The organism is Roseibium sp., from assembly GCF_051016195.1.
Classification (GTDB): Bacteria; Pseudomonadota; Alphaproteobacteria; order Rhizobiales; family Stappiaceae; genus Roseibium.
The window spans coordinates 4,829,326-4,850,534 of record NZ_CP134616.1; the positions used below are offsets into that span (position 1 = coordinate 4,829,326).

At 57.4% G+C, this 21,209-nt stretch carries 19 protein-coding genes; 10 read left to right on the top strand and 9 right to left on the bottom strand.

What is annotated here, in order from left to right; all coding sequences use genetic code 11:
• Positions 1 to 139: 139 nt before the first annotated feature.
• Genes RDA78_RS22055 through RDA78_RS22065 form a run of 3 tightly spaced genes read right to left on the bottom strand, consistent with a single transcriptional unit; the run spans position 140 to position 2,546 of the window.
• Complete coding sequence (locus RDA78_RS22055; RefSeq protein ID WP_434051923.1) at positions 140 to 562, bottom strand: c-type cytochrome; 423 nt, start codon at positions 560 to 562, stop codon at positions 140 to 142.
• Positions 559 to 1,422 (bottom strand): S-formylglutathione hydrolase, encoded by an 864-nt coding sequence (fghA, locus tag RDA78_RS22060; protein WP_434051924.1) that lies wholly within the window; start codon positions 1,420 to 1,422, stop codon positions 559 to 561. Before fghA ends, RDA78_RS22055 begins: the two co-directional genes overlap by 4 nt.
• Before the next feature lie 11 nt (positions 1,423 to 1,433).
• Positions 1,434 to 2,546 (bottom strand): S-(hydroxymethyl)glutathione dehydrogenase/class III alcohol dehydrogenase, encoded by a 1,113-nt coding sequence (locus tag RDA78_RS22065; protein WP_434051925.1) that lies wholly within the window; start codon positions 2,544 to 2,546, stop codon positions 1,434 to 1,436.
• A 166-nt stretch (positions 2,547 to 2,712) separates the two neighbouring features.
• On the opposite strand from RDA78_RS22065, the gene RDA78_RS22070 reads away from it, so the two are divergent.
• Positions 2,713 to 3,336: a hypothetical protein gene (locus RDA78_RS22070; protein WP_434051926.1), complete on the top strand. Its 624-nt coding sequence runs from the start codon at positions 2,713 to 2,715 to the stop codon at positions 3,334 to 3,336.
• Between the two features lie 350 nt (positions 3,337 to 3,686).
• Here the strand turns inward: RDA78_RS22070 and RDA78_RS22075 are convergent, their stop codons facing one another.
• Entirely contained in the window at positions 3,687 to 4,724 is a 1,038-nt protein-coding gene (locus RDA78_RS22075; protein ID WP_434051927.1) for a quinoprotein relay system zinc metallohydrolase 2, read from the bottom strand.
• Positions 4,725 to 5,110: 386 nt separating this feature from the next.
• On the opposite strand from RDA78_RS22075, the gene RDA78_RS22080 reads away from it, so the two are divergent.
• Positions 5,111 to 5,815 carry a quinoprotein dehydrogenase-associated SoxYZ-like carrier gene (locus RDA78_RS22080; RefSeq protein WP_434051928.1) on the top strand — a complete coding sequence of 235 codons (705 nt, stop codon included), beginning with the start codon at positions 5,111 to 5,113 and terminating at the stop codon, positions 5,813 to 5,815.
• A gap of 124 nt (positions 5,816 to 5,939) precedes the next feature.
• Here RDA78_RS22080 and RDA78_RS22085 read toward each other — a convergent pair whose 3' ends face one another.
• From RDA78_RS22085 to RDA78_RS22105, 5 genes are all read right to left on the bottom strand, one after another.
• Positions 5,940 to 6,350 carry a hypothetical protein gene (locus tag RDA78_RS22085; RefSeq protein WP_434051929.1) on the bottom strand — a complete coding sequence of 137 codons (411 nt, stop codon included), beginning with the start codon at positions 6,348 to 6,350 and terminating at the stop codon, positions 5,940 to 5,942.
• On the bottom strand, positions 6,347 to 7,069 hold the full coding sequence (locus tag RDA78_RS22090; protein WP_434051930.1) for a hypothetical protein: 723 nt from the start codon (positions 7,067 to 7,069) through the stop codon (positions 6,347 to 6,349). Before RDA78_RS22090 ends, RDA78_RS22085 begins: the two co-directional genes overlap by 4 nt.
• A 75-nt stretch (positions 7,070 to 7,144) precedes the next feature.
• Positions 7,145 to 9,388: an ATP-binding protein gene (locus RDA78_RS22095; protein ID WP_434051931.1), complete on the bottom strand. Its 2,244-nt coding sequence runs from the start codon at positions 9,386 to 9,388 to the stop codon at positions 7,145 to 7,147.
• Positions 9,385 to 10,554: an FIST N-terminal domain-containing protein gene (locus tag RDA78_RS22100; RefSeq protein ID WP_434051932.1), complete on the bottom strand. Its 1,170-nt coding sequence runs from the start codon at positions 10,552 to 10,554 to the stop codon at positions 9,385 to 9,387. Before RDA78_RS22100 ends, RDA78_RS22095 begins: the two co-directional genes overlap by 4 nt.
• A gap of 5 nt (positions 10,555 to 10,559) precedes the next feature.
• A complete protein-coding gene (locus tag RDA78_RS22105) occupies positions 10,560 to 11,282 on the bottom strand; it encodes a response regulator (RefSeq protein WP_434051933.1) in 723 nt (240 codons plus the stop codon).
• A gap of 629 nt (positions 11,283 to 11,911) precedes the next feature.
• Between RDA78_RS22105 and RDA78_RS22110 the strand changes: the two genes are divergently transcribed.
• From RDA78_RS22110 to RDA78_RS22145, 8 genes are all read left to right on the top strand, one after another.
• Positions 11,912 to 13,516 (top strand): arylsulfatase, encoded by a 1,605-nt coding sequence (locus tag RDA78_RS22110; RefSeq protein ID WP_434051934.1) that lies wholly within the window; start codon positions 11,912 to 11,914, stop codon positions 13,514 to 13,516.
• A 128-nt stretch (positions 13,517 to 13,644) separates the two neighbouring features.
• The gene (locus RDA78_RS22115; RefSeq protein WP_434051935.1) at positions 13,645 to 14,622 is read left to right on the top strand and encodes an HAD family hydrolase; all 978 of its coding nucleotides are present in this window, start codon (positions 13,645 to 13,647) and stop codon (positions 14,620 to 14,622) included.
• Between the two features lie 65 nt (positions 14,623 to 14,687).
• Positions 14,688 to 15,695, top strand: coding sequence for an AAA family ATPase (locus tag RDA78_RS22120; protein WP_434051936.1), 1,008 nt, complete (start codon positions 14,688 to 14,690; stop codon positions 15,693 to 15,695).
• Positions 15,696 to 15,705: 10 nt separating this feature from the next.
• A complete protein-coding gene (locus RDA78_RS22125; RefSeq protein ID WP_434051937.1) occupies positions 15,706 to 16,713 on the top strand; it encodes a DUF58 domain-containing protein in 1,008 nt (335 codons plus the stop codon).
• Positions 16,706 to 17,182, top strand: coding sequence for a DUF4381 domain-containing protein (locus RDA78_RS22130; RefSeq protein ID WP_434051938.1), 477 nt, complete (start codon positions 16,706 to 16,708; stop codon positions 17,180 to 17,182). The genes RDA78_RS22125 and RDA78_RS22130 overlap by 8 nt, the downstream gene beginning before the upstream one ends.
• A complete protein-coding gene (locus tag RDA78_RS22135) occupies positions 17,175 to 18,158 on the top strand; it encodes a VWA domain-containing protein (protein ID WP_434051939.1) in 984 nt (327 codons plus the stop codon). The genes RDA78_RS22130 and RDA78_RS22135 overlap by 8 nt, the downstream gene beginning before the upstream one ends.
• Positions 18,155 to 19,687, top strand: a complete 1,533-nt coding sequence (locus RDA78_RS22140) for a VWA domain-containing protein (protein WP_434051940.1) — start codon at positions 18,155 to 18,157, stop codon at positions 19,685 to 19,687. Before RDA78_RS22135 ends, RDA78_RS22140 begins: the two co-directional genes overlap by 4 nt.
• The gene (locus RDA78_RS22145; protein ID WP_434051941.1) at positions 19,684 to 20,979 is read left to right on the top strand and encodes a BatD family protein; all 1,296 of its coding nucleotides are present in this window, start codon (positions 19,684 to 19,686) and stop codon (positions 20,977 to 20,979) included. The genes RDA78_RS22140 and RDA78_RS22145 overlap by 4 nt, the downstream gene beginning before the upstream one ends.
• The last annotated feature ends 230 nt before the right edge of the window (positions 20,980 to 21,209 follow it).

The following is a 21,209-nucleotide window of genomic DNA, read 5'->3' on the forward strand; positions in this document are numbered from 1 at the left end:
GTCTTCCTCCCGTAACGAGACTGGGGCGTTTCAAGCGTCGGGCCTGGGTTGATGGCCATAGGGGGCAACCGGGATGCGCGACTGCATGCGCCCGGGCCCAATCCGGCGTTCAAACAGGCCGTCTGTTTCACTGTTTGTCTCAGTTTCCTCCCTCTTCTTCGAACGTCGCCAGAAAGGCGACGATGTCCTGCCGGTCTTTTTCCTTGCGAAGCCCCGCAAAGCTCATTTTCGTGCCGGGCAGAAATTCCTTCGGTTTGGTCGGAAAGATGTCCAGATTGTCGACGGTCCAGACCAGTTGGTCCCGATCCGCGACCTCCCGCAGCGCCTTGGAATAGCTGAAGTCCGGCTGCGCGGCCGCGGCTCCTCCAACCATTCCGTTCAGGACCGGCCCTGTCTTCACGGCTGCATCCGCTCCAACCGAATGACAGGCCTTGCACTTTCGAAAAACCTTCTCACCCCTGACCGGATCGCCTGTTTCGGAGGCGGCGGACGGGTGCGCAAACCAGAGGAAAGACAGGGCGCAAAGAAACAGGTTCCGTCGTGATGGGACCGGTACTCTCATGGAGCCCCCTTCCCGTTTGCGTGTTCCGGGGACTTGCTCCTGAGCCGTTCTGCATGCCACGCGATGTGGTCACCCGCGAACGTTGAAACGAAGAAGTAGGAGTGGTCGTACCGTTTCTGCATCCGGATCACGGCAGGCTGACAGGTTTCAGTCACGACACCGGCAAATGCCTGCGGTCTGAGAAGATTGACGAACTGGTCGTCCGCACCCTGATCAATCAGAATGTCACCATTCCAGCCCCGTTCGCGCAGCAGGATCGTGGCGTCGTAGTCCGCCCACGCGGCCTCGTCGTCTCCCAGGTAGGCTGTCAGCTGTTTGCGGCCCCATGCCGACTGGGTCGGATTGGTGATTGGAGCGAAGGCGGACACGGACTGGTAAAGCCCGGGATTGCGCAGTGCGATCGTCAATGCACCGTGACCGCCCATTGAATGACCCGTGATCCCGTGGCTTTCGCTCAACGGAAACGATAGCTGGGCGAGTTCCCGCAATTCCTTGACGACATAGTCGTACATCCTGAAATGGGTGTTCCAGGGCGACTTGGTGGCGTTGACGTAGAAACCGGCCCCCTGACCGAGATCGTAGGCTTCATCATCGGCCACATCTTCACCGCGCGGGCTCGTGTCGGGAAAGATCAGCGCGACGCCGTGTTTGGCAGCGTGCGCCTGTAACCCTGCCTTGGTCATCGCGTTTTCGTGGGTACAGGTCAGACCGGACAGGTACCAAATGCAGGGCACCAATCCGTCCGCCGCCTGAGGCGGCAGGAAGATTGCAAACGTCATCAGGCAGCGACAGGTGGCAGACTGGTGCTTGTAGACTGTCTGCACACCGCCAAAACATTTGCTTTCCGCCAGGGTTTCCATTGCTTGGCTACCTAAAAAAGAACGACGGACCGGATGGATTCGCCTGCATGCATGAGATCGAAGCCCTTGTTGATGTCTTCGAGCGGCATGGTGTGGGTGATCATCGGATCGATCTCGATCTTGCCGTCCATGTACCAGTCGACGATCCTGGGCACGTCCGTACGCCCGCGGGCACCGCCAAAGGCCGTGCCGCGCCAGGAGCGGCCCGTCACCAGCTGGAACGGACGCGTTGCGATTTCCGCACCCGCCGGTGCCACACCGATGATGATGCTTTCGCCCCAGCCCTTGTGGGCCGATTCAAGCGCCCCCCGCATGACGCTCACATTGCCCGTCGCATCGAAGGTGTAGTCCGCACCGCCGCTGGTCAGGTCAACAAGATAAGGCACAAGGTCGCCCTCGACCTCGGACGGGTTGACAAAATCCGTCATCCCGAAACGGGTCGCCAACTCCACCTTGGCCGGGTTCAGGTCCACACCCACAATCTGGTCCGCACCGGCAAGGCGCAGGCCCTGGATCACGTTGAGACCGATGCCGCCAAGGCCGAAGACGATCGCCCGCGATCCCTCTTCCACCTTGGCCGTGTTGATGACCGCGCCAATGCCGGTGGTCACGCCGCAGCCGATGTAGCAGACCTTGTCAAACGGTGCGTCGGGACGGATCTTGGCGAGCGCGATCTCCGGAACAACCGTGTAGTTGGCAAAGGTCGAGGTACCCATGTAATGCAGGATCGGATCGCCATCGAGCGTGGTGAAACGGGACGAACCGTCCGGCATCAGCCCCTGCCCCTGGGTGGAGCGGATCGCCTGACACAGATTGGTCTTCGGGTTCAGACAGTATTCGCAGTTGCGGCACTCGGGCGTGTAGAGCGGAATGACATGGTCGCCAGGCTTCAGCGTGGTCACCCCCGGCCCCACCTCCACAACGACACCGGCACCCTCGTGGCCCAGGATCGCCGGAAACAGTCCTTCCGGATCAGCACCGGACAGCGTGAACTCGTCCGTGTGGCAGATACCCGTCGCCTTCACCTCAACAAGAACCTCAAAGGCACGCGGACCCTCAAGATTGACCGTGGTCACCTCAAGCGGGCTCCCCGCGGCAACTGCAACTGCTGCACGAGTTTCCATACATAGTCTCCGCGTCGGCAATATTGGAATACCCGACTGTTACAGGGACTATATTCCCGCACCCATTTGAGACAATTGCGACCTTAGTGTGTATTTCAATCCATAGACAAAATGGCTCTGTTCGCTAAAATTATTACGATTGAAGGTGGTGAATATGAAAAATAGAATGAAATTATCGGCATTCTTTATTGTGACACTACTTGCAGTGACATGGGGCGGATCAGGCGTGAATGCCGCCGCATTCAACGATCCCACCTGGCCGTGTCAACAGCGAAAGGTCGAGATGCTGTCCTTGGGCATCATGTGGACCGAACCTCTTCCGCAAGGCTTTGATATTGAAACAAACCGCTCTGTCACCGGAGAGGCGCGGGATCTGGTCTTGATCCTGTCATTGCGCCGAATCCCGCTTCAGGAAGCGGAAGAAGCCGTTCTCTCGTTTGTCGAAAACGCGGACCCTGCGGATGCGGACATCATGTTTTTAGTCTTTGCCGATGTTTTCGAGACGCTTGGAGACACCCGCCGCGATGTCATTGCCGGCATTGAGCGATATTCGCTGAAACAGATTGCGCTCTCCGAAAGAATTAAAGCCAGGCGGTCTGAAATGCGGGTACTGATGGACGCCGGAAACCCGGACTACGACAGGATTGACCGCCTGGAAGAGCAGTTGGATTGGGACGAGCGCGTCTTTCGCGACCGGGCCAGGTCACTGACCTACGTTTGCGAAACACCGGTCCTTATCGAAAAACGTCTTTACGCCATTGCTCAGCTGCTTCTGAAACATGCGCGCTAGTCACCTGATTCTGAAGTTCGACTCATTTTGCAGCGGTCTTCAAACGAACTTCAGATTCACCGCACTAGGTGATGGACCCATAAATGAGACTGAAATGGCATGCGAAATGGCGAAATCCCGTTAGGAAGGGTGTGCGGAGCGGGCTTCCTGCCCGGTCACGCACGCTGACGCCGCGGGGTGACACCATTTCCATGTCCTTCGGATTTGACCGGCTTGCTCCTCCTCGGCGTTGCGAAAGGCTTGAATATGAGCCACATTTCCTGCGCTTCCGCGCCTTGACGAGAAGCAAGCCGCCTCAAACCATTACGGCCCCATTTATGGGTCCATCACCTCGGCTACGGACTTGCATGTTATTCCCATTCAAGCTCGGTATAGGCGACGGTCGCGTTTCGCGCGTTGTAGACATCGAAAAGTTCCCATTCGGACTGTTGCGAAAGGCCAATGACCGGAACCGCATCGCTCATGCGTTTGCCGTCGTCCAGAGCCGTGCGTGTATCCATTTCAAGCTGCTTGAGATATGTGCGGACCGGTGCGATCGCGTTTGCTGTTGACATAACGGGAGCGCCATGACCCGGAACGATTTTTTCCGGACCGATTTCCACAATTCGATCAAGAGCCTGCAACCAACCGCTCAACGATCCGTCGAGAACCGGAACATGACGGTCGAACACAAGATCACCGGCAAAAAACGTCTCCGTCGAAGCGTCCCAGACGGTGAGATCACTTGTCGAATGGGCAACCGGCCAGGACATCAATTCAAGGACGCGCCCGCCGAGGTCGATTTCGCTCTCGACTGACACCGAAAAATCCGTATCGGTTCCCAGAAACCCGGCCCGGCCGACTTCCGCTTCGAATGTCAGCAAATAGGCTTCTTCCCTGTCCCTGAGGGCTCTTTCCAGATTTGGATGGCCGATGACCTTGGCCCCGGCATCAGCGAAGACTGAGGCGCCGAAAAGATGGTCCGGGTGAACATGCGTCAATACGAGATGTGAAATCGGCAACGAACTGACAGAACGGATTGCCCTGTAGAGTGCTTCCCCAACGGCCCGTGATCCCCCAGCATCGATAACCGCGATGGATCTTTCGCCCACAACAAAACCGAGATTAGCGATGTCCCCCCTGTTGGCGGAACCCGGCTCTGAGACTTCTCCCGTATGCACATAAATGCCGTCTGCAATTTCCTGCACAGGCAAACCAGCAGGAGCGAGCCGGCACACCGCGCCGGACGCCAGATATCCTGAACCGTCCAACGCAATGGCAGCGGCATCCAGGTTTCGTTTGCGCTCAAGACACTCTTGTTCGGAGGGCGTTTCATAGCCGGCGAGAAGTTGCTGCCGGCAAACGCCCGGATCTTCCATAAGGCACAAGCTGATCAGGATTTCGTACATCTGTCCTGCCTCTTGCCCGTGATGTCCGACCTCTTGATCGGCTCCAACCAGTCTTTCAACTGACAAAGCACGCCGCAATACATCCCAAAGGATCAATTTCGGTGACACCGCAAAGATGCTAATATTTCCGCGAAATCGGAAATGGTGAAAAGTGTGCACGTCTTTTTTCCGCTGGATGGCAGGCAGCAACGCGCGGAGAACAGTTTGGTGGGTCGACAAGTGAGACCGGTAAAATGACAAGAGATCGAGAATACTTGCTTAAAAACAAGACTACCAAAATAGCAATTAGCATTTTGGGATTGCATTTCCTGTTTTTTGCAAGTTTTGCGGCGGCCGATACACATGAAAAAAGCAACCCTCTTCAGCCAGAGGGGAGCTGGAACGAATTGCGCGGCGACATTGTCGGCGACACATTGCCGAAGCCCGCCAATGGCGTCGTCGACCTCGAGGCACCCTACCGCGCGCATGATGCGGCGACCGTTCCTGTCGTCATACACCAGTCGTCCCCGAATTCACCCTCGATCGGGAAAGCACTCCTGATCATTGACGAAAATCCGGCACCTGTCGCTGCAGAGTTGACTTTTGGCGACGCCATGCATCCGATCGACATGGAGATCAGGGTTCGCGTGAACCAGTACTCCAATGTCCGGGTGGTCGCCGATACGGCTGATGGTCCCGTGATGGCGGGTCGATTTGTCAAAGCGTCCGGAGGCTGCTCCGCACCGGCAACGAAGTCTCCGGAACTTGCGATGTCGCAAATGGGTCAAATCCGGGCAAAACACTTCACACCGGGTGTCGAGAAGTCGACCAACCGGCGGGAGGCCCAGATCATGATCAGGCACCCCAACTACTCGGGACTGCAACGCGACCAGGTCACACAGCTTTTCATTTCCGCGCATTTCGTCAATTTCATCGAGGTCCGGCAGGGAGAAGATACCCTTTTCACCATCGAAGGCGGTATCTCGCTGTCCGAGAACCCGGTGATCCGCTTCCAGTACACTGACAACGGTGCCGACGATCTGATTATCAGGGCGGAAGATACGGATGGCAATGAGTGGGAAAAGACCATTTTGAAAGACAGGCAGAGTTGAGCGAAAACGTCTGATCAATGATCCCGGTTGACCTCGGGCGGCCCCTCTGCTGCGCAAATCCTTTCTTGCCGAAAGAATTCCGGTTCGATCCCAGGCCACTCAGACAGCTTTTTTGGAAAATGTTTTAGAAACAGCGGATATCTGCTTCCGCCTGTGCCCTTCTGAGGTCCGAGACCAGTTTCTTGGCGCTGGCCGCGGTGCGGAACAAGGACATCCGTTCGCCTCCGACCAGTTGCATGGACAACACCGTCTCGGCTTCAACGTATTTTTCATAGGAAATGATGGTCGCAATAATATCGATCGAACAGGAACACCGGCGCAAGACATCGCTGCTCTGGCCGTTGGTTGCCATGCAGGCAAACACGTACTCAGCCCGCGCCTCCGTCGGATAGTCGTTCAATTGCTGCAACTGCAGGTCTGATTGAGCACCTGCAGGATCCACGAGCAGGAGTGGTCCAAGAAGAAAGAACGAAACAGTCAGATGTCTGGCCGACCTGGCATATCCATGCAGCGACAAAGTGAGGGTGCGGGTCATTTTTCGCCCTCCAGGCCCAAGAACTGGATTGTACTGGTATATGCAGGGAGCGTGTCAGGAAGCGCCGAGCGGTCTCCTCGCTCTTCGGTCGTTTCGGCCTTCAAGGAATAGTACCAGCCCGGGATTTCAGCGGAAAATGTGAGTGACAATGCGAGGGTTTCAATCCCACGCATCCGATCGCTGGCCGGGTCATCCTTGAAGGGATACAGGACAATTGATTGCGCGGAGATCTGGCGGTCACCCAGTTGAAGGACGGTCTCCTGCACCGGGTGTTGCTTCAAAAGCTCCGCCTTGATCCTGTTGCGCATGTAAAAGGGGCTGCCCCCGGCAAGGCCGGACAGATCCCTGACGATGGTTTCCAGAAAGTACATGATGAGCGGGTTGCCTACGCTGGCAGGAAATGCGCCCACGCGCCTGCGCGCGTCTTGAGACCCGAAATGGATTTCAGCCATATTGTCGGTGGTCAGCCGAAGGCTGATCGGGCCGGTATTTCTTTGCTCGAGCGGCCGGCTGGCCGGCGCCGACACGGTGCGCTGGTACTCAAGCGTCGCACTTGCCGGAATGGCGTCGAGCGTTCCCTCCCTGAACAAGAGTTCATGGGACCCGGCCGCAGCGCTGGGGGACACCATCGCGCAGCAGAGCGCGAGCACCAGGAAGCACCGGGCGATCCGGATCTTTCCTGTTTCAATCGAAAGGTTTTCAGTCGGTCGAGAAGCCATGCTTTCAGAATCTACGTGCACTAACAGGTAAGTCAGCACAGACATTTGTCTGTATTCTCTGACTTCCGGCATTGTTCAACCGGCGTTCACCCGCCTCGTTTCCCAATCGATCAGCGGCCGCAGTCTTGAAAGCTCAACAGGTTTGGTCAGAATCGTGAAGCGATGCGCCCTGCTCTGCTCCGAAAGGTCTTCCTCCCGGTTGGCGGTAATCATGATTGCGGGAATGTCGGTTTTTGTTGCGCGTCTCAATTCAACGATTGTCTTGACGCCGTTATCCTCTTCGTCGAGCTGGTAGTCGGCCAGGATAATGTCCGGCGGCATGCCAAGCTCCCGGACGGCGGTCAACGCCTCCTTGGTGGATGCGGCCGTCAGAACGCTGCCACCCCAGGACTCGATCTGTTGCGTCGTCGCAAACAGGACATCCGGATTGTTTTCCACGATCAGCACGATGACATCCATCGCACCCGATGCAGGCGGAAGCGCCGCGTTCTCGCTGTGCCCGGTTTCAACCGGTGCGTCGCAAATGGGTATGGTTATCGAGAAGACAGATCCGACACCCGGCTTTGAGCGCACATTCACCGAATGATTGAGCCGCCTGCAGGCCCGATCCACGATGGAAAGACCAAGCCCCATGCCGCCGCCGGCGCTTTCCGGACCGGCTCTTGTGAATTCGTTGAATATTCTTTTCTGATCCTTCTTGGATATGCCGATCCCGGTATCCCAGACCTCTATGACGACGTTTGAACCCTTGCGCCGGCACCCGGCCAGCACACGGCCTTCCTGCGTGTATTGAATGCCGTTCACGATCAGGTTCTGCACCGACCTGACAAGGTAACGCTGGTCGCTTTTGACCCATATGCTGCTTGGCACGATATCGAGTCGAATGCCCTTTTCCTCAGCGAGCTGGCGGCAATCTCTTTGAACGGTCGACAGCAATTCGCCGATGTTGAACGTGCTGAGACTGAGTTCCGTTCCCGTGGAGTCCAATCGCGAGATGTCCAGCAATGCGTGCAGCAGAGACTCGATCGATTTGAACGAACGTTCCAGGCGGGACACCGTGTCTGAAACCGCCTTGTCCTGCGCACTTTCGGTCATCGTCGAAATCAGGAGTTTCGCCGCGTTCACGGGCTGCAGCAGATCATGACTCGCGGCAGCGAAAAACCGGGTCTTTGACGACACAGCCTCTTCTGCGCGTTCCTTGGCCTGGCGGAGTTGTTCATCGATCCGGATCTGTTCTTTGTGCTGGCGCTGGAGAAGTTCATTGGCTTCCGTAAGCTCGCGCGTGCGCTCACCGACTTTTTGTTCCAACACATCCGTCATCTGAGCTTCGGCCGTGAAGTCAAAGACATTCATGATGAGCCCCGTATCGGGAAGACGGTGAATGGAGATGTTCAGGATGTCACCCGATGTCAGCCTGACCTTGCGTTCGATTCCGTCGCGGTCCGGCTCAATTGCGAAAAGAAACTCCGACTCAATGGAAGCTCCCGTCTCCGGTGCCATTTCGTGGCGTGCGAAAAAGGCAAGGATCTGACTGAGCGGCGTGCCCTTCCTGACCAGCGTCAGCGGGAGGCGCAGAAGTTGACGGAAACGCTCGTTCCGCAAAATCAGGGAACCGGACGGCGAGAACGTGCATACCCCTTGAGAAATATGCTCGAACGCGGCCTTCAGGAAAACCGACTGCTTGTCGATGAGTTGGTCTTTTTCTATCCGGTTCTGCAGAACGATGTTCGTGATTTCCGTTGAGAGCAGGACGGTTTTCCTCGGCGACGCGCGCTTTTGCGTTATCTGAAACCAGCGATCGTTTCTCAGGCCGAAGACGGAAGGATATTTGGGAGATGTGTCCGCGCTGTTCTTGTTCGCGACATCCGATTTTTTTGACGACGCGCCTTTTGTTGTCACTTGCGGGCTGCCGTCCAGGGCTGCGAAATAGTCGGCAATGCTGAGCCCGGCGACGATTTGACGGGATATCCCGGGCACCATGCTCTTGAATTGGGCATTGCAGATTTCAAGGCCCTCCTCGGTGAAAAGAGCAAAACCTCCCTCCATCGCGTCGAGTGCATCGGCAAGGTTGCGTTCCGTCTGTTCAAGCGCAAATTCAGAGTTCCTGAGACGGCTGCTGGCCTGACCGAGCGTATCCAGAACCTGTTCGAGATGCTTCGTCTTTTCCCAGACCTCTCCCTGAAGCGCAATCGCGGACTGAAACAGGGAATAGGCGGACCGGCCGACGTCATCTTCCCGCGCGGCGCGCTGCATCAGGGCTGCTATAATCTTGCCCTGGCGCTCAAGTTGCCGTTCAAGGGGTTCATCGGGATCGATCAATAGAGCGCTCCGTCGATGGGCGGGAAAAACGCAACGCCGACAAATGTCTGGTTCACATGCACGCCAAGGTGCTGTTCTCCATAAGTGTTGAATCCGAACACGCGGTTTTCGCGCAAGATCGCTGAAACGTCGCCGGCCAGATTTTTCTGCTCGATCTCGAGCCTGCGCAGGTAGCAGTCGAACCCGACAATGAAGTCCGGTTTCAGGCTGCGTTCGCGAAAATGTTCGAGCCCCGCATCCAGTGTCTGCAGGATCTCCCTTCCCTGTCCAAGCGTGAGCACAAGACCGTCGTCGATTGCGGACAGGAACCACAGGCCCCCTCTGTCTTCGACTTGCTGGATCGCCCGGACGTGCCAGCTTTTCCCGCTTCGCACGAGAACCGGATTTTCAGCAAAAACCTGAGGTGAAAGCTGTTCCACGGGGCAGTTGACATAACGAGCATATTCGCGCGCGGCCGGAACGCCGTTCAGTTCGAGCACGAGCCTTTCTTCCGGCACGGCGCGCGTCACGACCATTTGCCGGCCGGTTGGTTGAAAGTGATTGAAACCGATGCCCCTGAACGACAAATCGGTTTCGATAAGCAGAACGAGCGCCGCGTTCCGGTGCGCATGTCCTCCGTGGGACACATGGGTTTCCCCAAAGGCGAGCCCATTGCCGGCAGAGCCGCCAAATACCGGGATATCCCGCAATCCGGCGTTCAGTGCTGCTACGAGGAGGTCTTCCTGTTTGGACATACCATCCGCAATGACAAGCGCCACGGTTTTCCAGTTTCCGGTTCTCGGAAACCGGTCTGCGAGCACTTTTGCCCGGTTGGCGGTGCGTTCGATCGAGAGCGGTTTCAACGGCTTGATGAGGGTGGAAGAACAGCGGAAGTGACGCCTTGGAAAGGCCATCACCAGCAAGGCATCCTTTTCGTATCCCTGCGCCGTGATCTGTCCCGCCGTTGAGCAGCCAAACACGGTGGCCGAGGACATTTGCCGCGCGAATTCGCCCGAGACGATTTCCGGATCAAGATGGTCAGGCATGAAGAAGAGAACGAAGCAGATTGCCTCGGTCTTGAATTCCGCAATTGCCTCGCGGACCGCAGCGGCTTCCGTTTTCGCATGCGATTGTCCGATTTGGACGGCCCTTGGCTTGTTGAGTCTTTTTTCCAGTAAAACCGTCATGGAAGTCAGCTCAGCATCGCCCTGGCATCTGCTTCGGAGATCGGCGGCGCCCCATCGAGACTGATGCTCTTGACCATGACAGCTGCCTGCGTGCGATTGCTGACGTTCAACCGTCGCAGCAAGGCCGTGATATGGGCTTTCACGGTCGCCTCCGCGAGCGACATTTCATAGGCGATCTGCTTGTTGGGCTTGCCGGCGCAGATCAATTTCATGATGCGGTTCTGCTGCGGCGTAAGATCGGCGATCTTCCGAGCAATCTCCTGAGACGACAGATCCGACTGCGCCGTTCTCTTGGTTGGCGTGAAACCCGGCGGAAAAAAGCGCTGACCTTCACGGATTTCAAACAGGGCCTCCTGCAGGACCGTGACAGAGGCATCCTTGGGAATGAACCCGGCTGCACCGGCCGACATCAAAGCGCTGACCGACTCGTCGGATGATTCCGCAGAAATCACGAGAACCGGCACGTCCGGAAGCTTGTTTTTCACCTTCAAGAAACCGCTGATACCCGTGGCGTCCGGCAATTTCAGATCGAGGATTACCAGATCGGGACGCAGTCGTGCATTCACCTGCCTCAATCCGTCTTGAAGGCAGTTTGCCTTCTTTACCGTCCTCGATTTGAAGAGCTTCTCCAAGGTTGACGCTAGTGCATCGCAATAGAGCGGATGATCGTCGATCACCAGGATAGAACGGATCTGAACGGGTTCGCGTTTTTTCGCTGTGGTGTTCATGAGACTGTTTCCTCCCAGTCTGATGAACAAAGTAGCTGTTACCTTGTAAAAGTTGCAAGGATAATACTGACAAAATTAGGAGACGCTGCGGAAACCGATACTTAAGTATTGGTTTGCGATCACGCAGATTTTTCGCAACTTTTTTTCTCTTGAATTAGATGGTCAGGAGAATGTTCGTTATCCGAAATTTGGAATTAATTTTATCATAATTTGAAACCAAACCGTTCTACATTTTCGAGACTTAAGTGAATGTGGTGCGCTGGCATAGACATTTCCGCCCCGACTCAATCAGTCGTTGTATCGATGCATGCCGTCGCGTTCGACCCGGCGCCTCGGGCCAGCGCGGGTGAATAGCTGAATTGGGGCGAAGGCGTACGAAAAATTTCTGCAACCTCCGTAAAATAGACATTGTCCAACTCCGCATGTTCCGGGAGCGAACACCATCCATCCAGTTCCACATTAATTTGTTTGGCGTTCGGCGACTTATTCTTGGCATGCGGGCCACATAATGCCGCGCCAATCATTGACGATGCGGAAATTTCACATTCTGATTGTTCTGCCGATCACCAAGGCATTGGTGTGTTTCACTTTTTTGACACACCGCGAATGCGCAGGGGAAGGAATGAGTCATGAAATTCAGGCATAGATTGAAGACGGCCAGATTGGCCGTTTGCGCTTTCGGCGCGCTTGCGTTGGCGGATTTTGCGCCAGCTCTGGCGCAGTCGGAAGACAAGCCCAATATTCTCGTCATCTGGGGCGATGACGTCGGGCAGTCGAATATTTCCGCATATACGTTCGGTCTGATGGGATACCAGACGCCGAACATCGACCGTGTTGCGAAAGAAGGGATGATGTTCACCGATTATTACGGTGAGCAATCCTGCACCGCGGGCAGATCCTCCTACATCATGGGCCAAAGTGTTTTCCGCACGGGCCTCTCAAAGGTTGGCCTTCCAGGCGCCGATCTCGGCATGCAGGAAGAAGACCCGACGATTGCCGGTCTGCTCAAGGCGCAAGGTTATGTTACCGGTCAGTTCGGCAAGAACCATCTTGGCGACAAGGATGAGCACCTGCCCACCAATCACGGCTTCGACGAGTTCTTCGGCAACCTCTATCACCTCAACGCGGAAGAAGAGCCCGAAAACGAAGACTACCCGGGCGATGCGGTCATGGCGGATGGACGCACGTTCCGCGAAACGTTCGGCCCGCGGGGCGTGATCAAGTCTTCGGCAGACGGTTCCATCGAAGATACCGGCCCGCTGACGAAGAAACGCATGGAAACGGTTGATGAGGAAACGATTACCGCAGCAATCGATTTCATCAAGCGTGCAAACGAACAGGGCCAGCCATTTTACGTATGGTGGAATGGAACGCGCATGCATTTCCGCACTCATGTGAAACCGGAAATGCGCGAAAAGGCGGACGAGATCGCAGGCCGTCACGTCGATGAGTACACGGCCGGGATGATCGAGCACGACATGCAGGTGGGCCAATTGCTTGACCTTCTGGACGAACTCGGCATAGCCGACAACACGATCGTTCACTACTCCACCGACAACGGACCGCACTACAATACGTGGCCGGATGCTGCCGCAACGCCCTTCTTCGGTGAGAAAAACACCAATTGGGAAGGCGGATGGCGCGTGCCGTCCATGGTGCGTTGGCCCGGCAAGATCGAGGCCGGTGCCATTTCTAACGAGATCATGCATCACATGGACTGGCTGCCGACATATCTTGCAGCAGCCGGTGTGCCGGATATCAAGGAACAGCTGAAGGAAGGCGGCGTTCAGGCCATCGGCCGGGAATACAAGGTCCATCTCGACGGCTACAACTTCCTGCCTGTCCTGCTCGGTGAAGCCGATCAGGGTCCGCGTCGGGAAATCTTCTATTTCTCCGATGACGGCGACCTGACGGCCCTGCGCTACAACGACTGGAAAATGATCTTCCTGGAGCAGAAGGCGTACAAGACCTTCCGCGCCTGGATCGAGCCGTTCACGGCATTGCGTGTTCCGTTGATCTTCAACCTCCGCCGAGATCCGTACGAGCGCTCATACCAGACGTCGAATACCTACTATGACTGGCTGATCGACCGGGCTTATCTGCTGGTTCCCGCCCAGCAGTATGTCGGCGAATTCCTGGCGACATTCCAGGAGTTTCCGCCCAGGCAGAAGGCGGCGAGCTTCTCGCTCGATCAGGTCATGGACAAGTTGAGCACGCCGCACGGCGCCCAATAGCTAAAACCGAAACATCTGCCGGCGGCACCATCAGTCTGCCGCCGGTGGATCTTGAACATGACGCGGGAACGCGTCCGGGTATCGTGACTGCGCACGATTTTTCGCAGGTCATCTTCCGGGAGTGCGGTATGAGGTTTTTTTTGTATGTTGCCGTTGTGGCTTTTTCCGTGGGTTCCGCTTACGCCGACCCGCTTCCCTCCTGGCAGGAAGGTGAAACGAAATCCCGAATTGTCGAATTCGTGAGCGGCATCACCGATCCTTCGTCCGACACCTACGTCACGCCGTCGGACCGGGTTGCGGTGTTCGACAACGATGGAACGCTCTGGTCTGAAAAACCGGTCTATTTCCAGCTCTTTTATGCACTCGACCGCCTGAAGGAAATGGCAGCGAAAGATCCGTCCATTCTTTCCAGCGATGTCTTGAAGGCGGCGGCGGCCGGTGACATGGAAGCCGTTGCGAAGGCAGGTGAAGAAGGCTTGCTGGAAATCGTGATGGTGTCACACTCCGGGCTTTCCGTTCCGGAGTTCCAGGCTGACGTTGCCAGTTGGATTGAAACGGCAAGACACCCGACAAAAGATCTCGCATATACCGACATGACGTACCAGCCGATGCTAGAGCTTCTGAGATACTTGCGGGATGAGGGTTTCGAGACATACCTGGTCTCCGGTGGTGGCGTCCACTTCATGCGAGCATTCGTCGAAGAAGCCTATGGTGTTCCTCCGGAAAATGTAATCGGCAGCGCAGGAAAAACGCGTTACGAGGTCGTTGATGGCGTACCGACGATCATCAAGGACCCCGGGATCGCCTTCATCGACGACAAGGCAGGGAAACCTGTCGGTATCGACAGCAAGATCGGCAAACGACCGATTTTCATTGGCGGCAATTCCGATGGCGACTTCGAGATGCTCGAATGGTCAACCTCCGGAGACGGTCCGAGCCTTGGGCTGATCGTGCATCACACTGACGCAGAACGGGAATGGGCTTACGACCGGGACAGCCACGTGGGCAAGCTGGTCAGAGGGCTTGACGAAGCCGAAGCACGCGGCTGGTTGCTCGTCGATATGGCGAAGGACTGGAAGAGCGTCTGGTCGGGTAACGGCAACTGAAAGTGATCAGGGCCGGCTTCCTTTCCCGCAACCTCTACCCATAATCGTTTCACGGATTGTCCAAGATGTCAGAAGCACTTCAGCAGGTGCAACAACTCAAGGAGCGCATGCAACGCTCCATCATCGGTCAGGAAGATGTCATTGACCGCCTGATCATAGGGTTGCTTGCAAACGGCAATCTTCTGGTCGAGGGGTTGCCGGGACTGGCGAAAACCCGTGCGATCAAGGCGATGGCCAAGAACATGACGGCCGACTTCAGCCGCATCCAGTTCACCCCTGACCTGCTGCCGTCCGACGTGACGGGCACGGAGGTCTACCACCAGTCGGGCGGTACCGGCACATTCCGGTTCGAAAAAGGTCCCATCTTTGCCAACATTGTCCTGGCGGACGAAATCAATCGGGCACCGGCCAAGGTGCAGGCGGCGCTGCTGGAGGCGATGGAGGAACGCCAGGTCACCGTCAGCGGCAAGACCCACAAGATGGAACCGCTGTTCATGGTCATGGCGACGCAAAACCCCGTCGAACAGGAAGGTACCTATCCCCTTCCCGAAGCGCAGATGGACCGGTTCTTGATGCACGTCCTGATCACCTATCCGCCGGTTGAAGACGAAGTGAAGATTATCCGTCTGGTTCGCGCGGAAGAAACGGCAGCGCTTGCACCCGCGGCCGACGAGGGCGAAACCAAATCCGACGGCGCCGCCGCCCCTGATGCAATCGAACAGGTGGCGATCTTCGCAGCGCGGTCCGAGATTGGCGCCGTTCACGTATCCGAGGCGAGCGAGCGCTACATGGCCGACCTCGTTCAATCAACGCGGACGCCTGACCGGTTTTCAGCGGATCTTGCGCGCTGGATTGAAATCGGGGCGAGCCCGAGAGCTTCGCTTGCACTTGACAAGTGCAGCCGGACGCATGCCTGGCTGGCCGGGCGTGACTACGTTGATCCGCTCGATATCAGGGCCATTGCGCATGATGTGCTGCGTCACCGCCTGAGTCTGAGTTTCGAGGCCGATGGCGACGGTATCTCACCGGACAAGGTCATCGACGAAATCATCGCCCAGGTCGCGTTGACGTGAGGAGGCTGGGATGCGTGACGCCGCTGCAAGGTCCCGGACCGGGCTCAATTCAAAAAGCCCGCAAACGCCAGAACAAGCCGACACGAGAGTAAAGGTCAGCCTGCACCATTTGCGATCGCTTGAAGGCCGGGCCAGAAAACTGACCCTACTCCCAAGTCAGCCTGTCACGAGCGTCCTCAACGGACGGCACGCGTCCAGGCTGCGAGGCCGGGGTCTCAATTTCGAGGAGCTGCGGGGTTACCTGCCAGGCGACGATCCGCGAACGATCGACTGGAAAGTTACCGCCAGGACGGGCGAAGCCCATGTCAGGGTCTACAGCGAAGAGCGCGACCGCCCTGCTCTTCTTGTTGTCGACCAACGTATGTCGATGTTCTTCGGAACCCGGCTGAACATGAAGTCCGTGACAGCCGCAGAGGCAGCGGCTCTTATCGCGTTCCGTATCATCGATCGGGGAGACCGTGTCGGAGCTGTCATCTTCGGAGACGGTTACGTCTCCGAATTCCGTCCCAAACGCGGCCGGACCGCCGTGAACCGTTTCCTCACCGCACTGGACCGCGCCAACCGGATGCTCCACGCCGAAGCGCCCCGCGTCGAGCATCCGTTGTTCCTGAACCAGCCGCTCACCTCGGTTGCCCGCCTCGCCCGCCGCGATCATCTCGTCATCGTGATCAGCGACTTTGATGGCCTCGACGACAGGACCGGAAAGCTCGTCGGCACCATCGCCAGAAACAATGATGTCATTCTGTGCCCTGTCACGGACCCGATCTCGGAGGACGTACCCAGGAACATGAAGCTTGTCGTTTCTGACGGGGAACTCCAGGTGGAACTCGATACGGGCACGACGGAAACCTTTCGAAAGCTTTCCGACTTCGCCTCTGGCCGCATCGCGGAGATTCTGAGATGGCAACAGAAGTACGGAACGCCCGTGCTGCCGCTCAGCGCCGGCAGTGATACGATCGATCAGTTGCGCCGCCTCATGGGTCTTCGCTCCAGGCCTCGGGAAGCACCAAATGAATGAGGAGTGGAAAGGCCTTAGTCTGGCCGAGTTGATCGATCTGCTGGAGCCCGCTCCCGAACCGGCGCCAATCTCAATGGCGCCGCAGACACTGGGCTGGGTGTGGCTGGGACTGTTCGCCCTTGCGCTGCTGTCCGTGCTGGTGTGGCACCTTCTCAAGCGCTGGCGCAGGAACGCCTACCGGCGGGCGGCCCTCGGCGAACTCACCCGCTCCGCTCCGGATGCATCCTCTCTCGCGCTCCTTGTGCGCCGAACCGCGCTCGCAGCTTATCCACGGGCCGCCGTTGCTTCGCTTTTCGGTGACGCATGGCTGACGTTCCTCGACAAGACCTACGGGGGCAGCGGCTTTTCCGATGGCCCGGGAAAGGCGCTTGCCACAGCGCCCTACCAGGATGAAACGTCCGGCGAACCCCTGAGACTGCTCGTGAAAGAGTGGATCAAGAAACATCGAAGAGAGCTTCCGGATGCTTGAATTCGATCAGCCCCTCGCCCTTCTGATGCTTCCGCTACCGCTGCTGGTCTATTTTCTGTTGCCGGCGCACAAGGAGCGGGTTTCCTCCGTCCGGTTTCCGTATTTCCGCAGCATCGCCTCAGCGACAGGACAGCAACCGACCTCGGGCTCCGTCGTGGTTAGCCGCTCTTTTCTACAGTCACTTGCCGCCGTTTTGGTCTGGTGCCTGATTGTGTGCGCCCTGGCCGAACCGGTGCGCGTCGGCGATCCGATCGTACAGGAAAAAGCTGCCCGCGATGTCATGCTTGCCATTGACATCTCGGGGTCGATGGATCAGGTCGACTTTCCCTCCAGCGACGGTCAGCGAACGCAGCGGCTCGACGCCATCAAACGCGTCGTCGGTGCCTTCATTTCCGAGCGCGACGGTGACAGGGTTGCCTTGATCGTTTTCGGGTCCAAAGCCTACGTGCAAGCGCCCTTTACCGAAGATCTCGGTTCGGTTCGTGCCCTGCTCGATCAGACCGAAGTCGGCATGGCCGGTCCGCAAACGGTCATCGGAGATGCAATAGGCCTCGCCATCAAGACCTTTCAGGCAAGTCAGATCGAGGAACGGCTGCTCATCCTGCTTAGCGATGGAGCAGACACGGGCAGCCGGATGACACCGATCAACGCTGCGGGAATTGCTGCCAAGGAAGGTATCGACATCGTCACCATCGGCGTCGGCGACCCGGCAGGCAGTGGAGAGCAGCGCCTCGACGAACAGAGCCTGAAAGACATTGCGAGCGCCGCAGGTGGACAATATTTCTTTGCGAGCGACGAAAATGCGCTGAGTGAAATTTACACCAGGATCGATGCGCTCGCGCCCCGTGAAGTGGATACGGCCAGCTATCGTCCAAGGGACGCGCTCGGCCAGTATTTTCTCGGGCTAGCCGTGTGCATCGGACTTCTCGCACTTGCAACGATCCTGTTGGGCTCTCGCCGAAGGAGGGCCGCATGACCCCGGATTGGCTGTTGCAGGACGTTTCGCAGTTTCACTTTCTCAGACCTTGGTGGCTCCTGGCGCTGCCCATCGTCGGTGTTCTCTGGTGGATTGCGCGTTTCAGATTAGGCCGCTTGAGCGAGATGCCTTCCGTCATCGCACCACACCTTGCTGCTGCTTTGACAATAGGGGCGGACAAGCGCCAGATGCTTCGACCCATCGATACCGTCGCCCTTGTTCTGACGCTGCTTGTGCTCGCAACTGCCGGGCCGACATGGTCCCGGCAGGCAAACCCGCTCGTATCGGACGAGGCGCCGCTCGTGATCGCGCTCAAAGTCGCAGAATCGATGATGGAACCGGACATTCCGCCGACACGCCTGGAACGTGCCAAACACAAGATCCTGGATCTGTTGAAGGAACGTGCAGGTGCAAAAACAGGTCTGATTGCCTACGCCGGCTCTGCCCATCAAGTGGTCCCGCTCACCGAAGACCCTGAAGTCCTGAAGCCCTTTCTTGAGGGTCTTGATCCAGGCGTCATGCCCAAGAAAGGAAGCGACGCAGATGGCGCGTTGAGGCTTGCCCGGACCCTGCTTGATGGACAGGAAGAACCCGGCTCGATCCTGTTCATGCTGGATACGCTCACGAGCGATGAACAGACAGCGATTGCCGGAGAAGATCCTGCAAACGGAGGATCACTCAGTTTCTGGGTTTTCAATCGGGACGCCAGCAATGGAGCCGGCATGAGTGACCTGGCTTCAGGCCGCGTGGTCAATGTGACCGCAGACACGCGCGACGTGGACCAGGTCATCCGGAGCATAGATGCAGCCTATCAGGCAGCACTGTCACAGGACGACAAAGCCAAGTGGCGTGATCAGGGCGTCCTGCTTGCCTGGCCCGCAGCCCTGATCCTGCTGTTCTGGTTCCGGCGGGGATGGTCGATGCGCTGGTCGGTTATCGTGTTTTTGGCCGTTCTGTCTCAACCTGTCGAGCGGGCCAACGCCGATGGCTGGCGCGACTGGTTCTTCACGCCGGATCAACAGGGTCAAATGGCCTTCGACGCCAAGGATTTCGGAAGAGCGGCAGAGCTCTTCACCGACCCCTCAAGGAAAGCCTATGCGCTCTACAAGTCCGGCAAATACGAGGAAGCCGCCGAGCTTTACGCCTGGCAGGACAGTTCGGACGCAGCACTGGGTGAAGGCATGTCCCTGATCAAGTCGCGGTCCTACCGGGATGCCATCGACGCGTTTCAAAAAGCACTTGATCGCGATCCGGCAAATGAAGCCGCGCGGAAGAACCTGGAGCTTGCAAAATACATTCTTGAGTACATCGAAAGAACACGGGAACAGTCCGATACCAGCGAAGAAGCGGGAATTGGTGCCGACGACACCGTTTATGACAACGAGGCGGGCCGCGGAACCGAGACCCAGCAGCAGACAGGAGAGACGATGCCGGAAACGGCCGAGCAATGGATGCGAACGGTCGATACGCAGACTGGTGATTTTCTGAAGAGCCGGTTCGCCCTTGAAAACGCTCAGGGGGCTCAATGACTTTCGTAAGGCCTTTGATCGTTCTCCTGTTTCTGGCAGGTGCCCCCGCCTCGGCGCAGGACACGCAGATCCCTGAAATCAGAACGTCGCTGGAAGAGGACACTGCCGTCCCCGGCCAGCCGCTGATCTACAGGATTACCGTGCTGGTGCCCACGTGGCTCCCCTCACCTCCCGTGTTCCCGAGCTACGAAACCGCCAATGTCGTCGTGAGGCTGCCATCGCGGGCGTCGGGCCCGACAAGCGAAACCATCAATGGCGAGACCTGGTCCGGTGTGACACGGTCATACCGTCTCTATCCGATGACAGCCGGAACGTTCCTGATCCCGCCGGGCACCATCAAGGTGACCTATGCGGATCCGGACAACCAGCAACCCGTCGTGGTCGACGCACAGACAGAGGGATTCCAGATCACGGGGAAGATCCCGGATGGGGCTGACGGGCTTGATCCGTTTCTGGCGGCAAAGTCGCTCACGCTGGACCGGACCGTCGAGGGGGCGGTAGAGGATATGAAGGTCGGCGATGCGCTAACGGTGACGACGGTCGCCAAGGTGAGCGGTGTCGCCCCAATGTTCGTACCCCCGCTGGCGCAGGAAAGCCCGGGTGAAGGTGTTGCCACCTATCCGAAAGAGCCGGTGCTCGATGAAAAGGAAGACAGGGGTCTGCTTTCGGGCACCCGAACAGAGGAAACGACACTGGTTGCGGAAGCTCCCGGAACGTACTCCATCCCTGAAAAGACCCTCTCCTGGTACAATCTCGACAGCGGCAGCGTTGAAACCGCCACTGTGCCGGAAATCTCGTTCAACGTCACCGGGACGGCACCTGCTCCGCCGTACCAGAAAGCAACGGAATTCAACTGGAGAGGAGCCGCTCTGGCAGCGGTGCTCCTGGGATTGGCGCTTTCACTTGCCCTGTTTCTGTGGCGACGTTTCTCTCCCGGACTGACGCGCCTCGCAGAGACACTCAAGACGCGTTACAGGGCCTCGGAAGGCTATTTGTTCAGGAACCTCGTCGAAGCTATCAAGCGTCGCGATCTCAACGGAACGATCCAGTGCAGTTCTGCCTGGAAACGCGCCGCTTTAAACGGGGTCCAGACCGTTGACTGGGCCACCTTTGAAAGCGCGCTTCACGCCTGCAGTGCGCTCTCTTTCTCAGACGAGAAAGACATCACGCGCACCGAAATCGAAACGCGTTGGATCCATCTTCAACAAACGGCTCGGATAATGCGCCGGAACAGGCGCAAGTCGATGCGGTCGACAGCGCATGTTTGTCTTCCCGACATCAATCCCGGGTAACCTGAGCTGCGATAATGCTGCGGTTACGTGCCGGTGGCAATCAACAGGCCAGTTGATGGTTTACAGGTGCGAAACAACGCCAAAAAGGGAATGGCCGGGATCCGGATACCCTTTGTCTTTGTAAGACTTTCTCAGCGCAAAGATTAAGACAACTTAATTTGTATCGAGCCGCTCACACCTCATCTCATGTGCAGGCGATTGACTTGACTCGTCCCATTCAATCACTGTGG